Origin of the sequence: Methylobacterium sp. 22177 (assembly GCF_052045615.1) — a bacterium.
GTDB classification, from domain to species: domain Bacteria; phylum Pseudomonadota; class Alphaproteobacteria; order Rhizobiales; family Beijerinckiaceae; genus Methylobacterium; species Methylobacterium radiotolerans.
The window spans coordinates 1-3,807 of record NZ_JBQEPK010000104.1 but is presented as its reverse complement, the minus strand read 5'-3'; the positions used below and the strand labels follow the sequence as shown (position 1 = coordinate 3,807).

General features: G+C 60.3%; 3 protein-coding genes and 4 pseudogenes. 3 read left to right on the top strand and 4 right to left on the bottom strand.

Annotation, left to right across the window (positions count from 1 at the left end):
• Positions 1-96 precede the first annotated feature (96 nt).
• A pseudogene (locus ACTJK8_RS32185) lies at positions 97-338 on the bottom strand (transposase family protein); the annotation flags it as partial.
• Positions 339-432: 94 nt separating this feature from the next.
• Here ACTJK8_RS32185 and ACTJK8_RS32180 point away from each other — a divergent pair.
• Positions 433-680 (top strand): annotated as a pseudogene (locus ACTJK8_RS32180) (hypothetical protein); the annotation flags it as partial.
• 3 nt (positions 681-683) lie between these two features.
• Here the strand turns inward: ACTJK8_RS32180 and ACTJK8_RS32175 are convergent.
• Positions 684-821 carry a hypothetical protein gene (locus ACTJK8_RS32175; RefSeq protein WP_440763196.1) on the bottom strand — a complete coding sequence of 46 codons (138 nt, stop codon included), beginning with the start codon at positions 819-821 and terminating at the stop codon, positions 684-686.
• A gap of 186 nt (positions 822-1,007) precedes the next feature.
• On the opposite strand from ACTJK8_RS32175, the gene ACTJK8_RS32170 reads away from it, so the two are divergent.
• Positions 1,008-2,051 carry a sulfotransferase domain-containing protein gene (locus ACTJK8_RS32170; protein ID WP_440763195.1) on the top strand — a complete coding sequence of 348 codons (1,044 nt, stop codon included), beginning with the start codon at positions 1,008-1,010 and terminating at the stop codon, positions 2,049-2,051.
• 122 nt (positions 2,052-2,173) lie between these two features.
• Positions 2,174-2,449, top strand: coding sequence for a hypothetical protein (locus tag ACTJK8_RS32165; protein ID WP_440763194.1), 276 nt, complete (start codon positions 2,174-2,176; stop codon positions 2,447-2,449).
• Here the strand turns inward: ACTJK8_RS32165 and ACTJK8_RS32160 are convergent.
• Both ACTJK8_RS32160 and ACTJK8_RS32155 read right to left on the bottom strand, forming a co-directional pair.
• A pseudogene (locus ACTJK8_RS32160) lies at positions 2,446-2,742 on the bottom strand (transposase); the annotation flags it as partial. The gene ACTJK8_RS32165 and the pseudogene ACTJK8_RS32160 overlap by 4 nt on opposite strands.
• A 195-nt stretch (positions 2,743-2,937) precedes the next feature.
• A pseudogene (locus ACTJK8_RS32155) lies at positions 2,938-3,730 on the bottom strand (ISL3 family transposase); the annotation flags it as partial.
• Positions 3,731-3,807: the final 77 nt, after the last annotated feature.

Here is a 3,807-nt window from a genome sequence, read left to right as displayed (position 1 = left end):
GGTCCGCCGCGGGCAGGCTGGGTTCGCACAGCGGAAGCGTCGCAGCCGGAGGCGCAGGCGGATGGACTGCCCCTGCCAAGGCAAATCGGCGATGGGGCGACAGCAGGCACTATCATGGCAGTAGAAACGTCGGACGCGCAGGCGCAGCTTCACGGGCTGATCGATGCTCGGCAGATCGGCCGAACGGCGTTCATAGCGGCTGTGAACGGCAGAGCTAGTTGTGGCACAGGTGGGCAACGGCCATGCGTACACCGCGCACGGGCGAAGACGACAACACGACCGTCGCTCCGGATGTCGCGCTCGATGACGCAGCCCGGCAGGGATGAGAACAGGATCATCCGCCTGGTGAACTGAACCAGCCCGTGCCATCCTCGTCACCGCGACCGTTCCACGCAAAGTGCGGGAGAACGGCGAAGCCAGAGGAGGACCGAGATCTCGTTGCGCGTTGTGCAGCGGATCTGGGAAGCTCACCGCCTCCAGCCCCACAGGCTACGCACGTTCAAGCGCTCGCGCGATCCCGCCTTCGCCGCCAAGGTCGAGAACAGACACCCGTCGAACTTGTTCGATAGGTGACCCGCGTAGTCGGCCTCTACATGGACCCACCCACCCACGCGGTGGTGCTGTCCATTGACGAGAAGAGCCAGATCCAGGCGCTGGAGCGCACTCGCTCTGACCGTCCGGCCTCAGATGAGATATACGGTGCCATTGGTCTTGAAAGCCTTCGGGCAGTTGCTCTCGTCTACAAGCTTTTGGGCCTCGGCGAGGGTCAGGTGCCGATCGGCGGCCACCTCGGCCAGTGTCATCCACTTGCTCTGCATCATGCGCTCCTGCTTTCGCGGTTAACGCGTGGGTCAAGGGATCGTTCACGCGAGCGAACCGCCGCGCTGCCGGCTAACATGTAAATGGCACAGCGCTCACAAGCCTATTGCGAAGCATCAACAACCGCTCGTACAAGCGCGCCCAGGAATGCAACCTTCCCACGCATCTCAGATCAGCGGACAACCATCATGAGCCCGCCGTCAAAGCCGCGCCGTGTCGTATTTCTTGGATTCAGGAGAGGTGGTAGCTCGATAGTTTTTCAGTCCATCCAGCACATCCTTAATAATTCCGGCCATCGGGTGCATGACCTAGTTGCTGAGAAATATGCGGAAGGCGATGGCAGCGCCCCAACAGCTGCTGATCTTGAGAAAGCGCTGGCAGAGAATGATGTGGTTGGCTGCTTCCGAGAGCCACCGCCGGCTGACGCAGATCTTTCAGCATTTGCCGTAAAATATATTCTATTAGTTCGAGATCCACGAGATTGCGACTATAGCTGGTGGTACGCCAGAAATCTCCATAAGCATGATTTTAAGAAATACGACTCACTTGATGAGTATCTAAGGGGCGAAAAATTTGATCAATTTGACAATCTTGTCGATTACGCCGAGAATAAATCCGCGGCAATTTACAAATATGAGGATGCCTTCTTTGACCCGACAGGCTTCCTGCACAGCATGATTGCTGAAATAGGCATCAGATTTGATGTTGAAGCCTTCGATGTGGCCAATATATTCATGGCAATGTCAAACCCAATCGGAAATATAAAGATCCACAACAGGTCGGGACTTCCATTTCAGGCGGTAACCGTCCTGCCGGAAAGTTCGATCGCGATTTTAAACGAGAAATACGGATCCTTGCTGAAGCGTCTGGGATACAGCATGGAGAGAGACAAGTCGCTCGACGCTGCTGTCGCCGCGCGGTTTGAAATCGATAGCCTGAGGAGGATTATCAAAGTTTTGATGGACCAAAATCACGCGCGGGCTGAAGAGATCGGTGAAATTTTTCGCGCCGCCAGCGTTGCTGATCAAAAGATCCGCGGCGCGATGGACACGTTCAAGCATTTATCAGAACAAATTTCGGCATTGTCAGAAACCGTGACTGCCCTTTCGACCGAAAATCACATCCGTATCGGACACTTGCAAAAAATAGACGAAGAAGTATTGCAGATTAAGCAATCGATCGAAGATTTTGAGGCGCTTGCGTCGATTCCACCAGAGCAAAAGCCGCACTGAAAGCCTGTATGAGCGTGTGATTATAGGACGGATTGTTGAGGGCGCTGGCGGCCATGAGGCTGGCGATGCAGGCGAGACGGCCGGTCGCGGCGGCCGGCGCGCTCGCGCAGTAGGCCGCCTCAGTGGCTGAACCAGCCGAAGGTTCGCTCCACAAGCCAGCGCGGCTCCAACACGACGAAGCCCTTCTGGTCCGGCTACTTCTCGACGATGCGGTGACGCATGCCATGGAGGTGACACCAGTCTTGGCAGGGCTCGGCCGTGAAGGCGCCGTCGAGTATGGCCAAGCGCAGGCTAGGCCACTGTTCCTTGCCGTCATCGAGGGCCAGAAGCGTGTCGCGATCCTGCACGTTGGCCGGCACGACGGCCAGTGCCAGGACGTGGCCCTCGACATCGACTAGGCCACGCGTTTGCGCACGACCAACTTCTTGGCTTCGTCGTAGCCGCGTGGCCCGCGCACCCCGATGCACTTGACGCTTTGCGTGTCGATGATCCCCAGTTGTAGCCCCGTTCGACGTCCGCAGCGCCGTCGCTGCAGGCGAGCCAGAGAGCGCATCAGAGCCTCGAACAGACCTTTGTCGATCCAGCGCCGGAAACAGCCGTAGACCGTGCGCCAGGGCGGAAAGCCGGCCGGAAGAGCCCGCCAGCCGCCGCAGACCCGCAGGTGCCAAGCAATCCCCGCCAGCACCCGGCGCGCCGGGGTTGCATCCGCACTGGACTTGCTCCGGTTTCATGGCTCTTCGTCATTTCGTGTGGGTCAAGGAGCCAGAAGCAGGCGACGGCGTAGGAGGTCGAAGCCGGCGCGGCCGTACATCAATCGCTTGATCAGCTTCAGTTTCGTAATCTGGCCATCGGACTGAGCGTTGTTCCACGGCATCGTCAACAGGAACGGGAGCCGCCGAGCCGGATGGGACGGGCAGGGCGCGCAGGCGGGCATGAGCGCCGACCAACCAGCGCTCCGGCATCTGGCGTGCGTTCGAAGGAGGTGCCAGCGATCTGCGACTTGCTGGACACGCGGGACGACGGCCTGGGCCGCACGCGGGTCGCCTGTCGAGCGATCCCGTGCGAGGATCTCCAGATCGGTGTGCGACGCTAGCCAAGCCTCGAAGGTCGCCGAATTGCGGTCGGGCAGAAGATCGATGGCACGATGATGGTCGAGGTCGACGACGAGCGTGCTCCAAGCGCGCCCACGATGCCAGGCCCAGTCGTCGACACCGATTGCCCGCATTCGGACAACGCGCGGCAGGGGCGCGGCGTGCATGAGGCGCAGCAGCGTCAAGGCGCTCGCCGGCATGGAGAAATTTGCCAGCAGGCGCGCACCGGCTCGAGCTTTGATGGCCAATCCGACGCGCTTGCTGGGCCTCAGCCAGGCGTCGGGTTCGTCGGGCGTGCGGAGCCAGGAGAGAAGGGGCAGGAAGGCAGAATGTCCGTCGGGAACAGGAGGGGTTGAGGCAGCGCAAACGTCGGACGGTAAGGTCGAGCCGAACGGCTCGTCCAAGGGAGGGTAGATTGGCGGGGTGCCGCTGATCGGAGCCGTGACAGGCAGTGCTCAGCGTGCCGCAAACGGGACAACGTCCTGCGCAGCGGCAGCCGCGAACGTGCATGACAACGCCCGCCTCAGACCCATCTTCGATGGAGAGTACCCGGCAGCCAGGAACCTCGTGCAGCCGCGCCATCGCCAAGCTCCGTCCTTCTCACACAGACGGAGAACGCACGGGGAAGCCACACGAAATGACGAAGAGCCACGAGACCGGGGCAA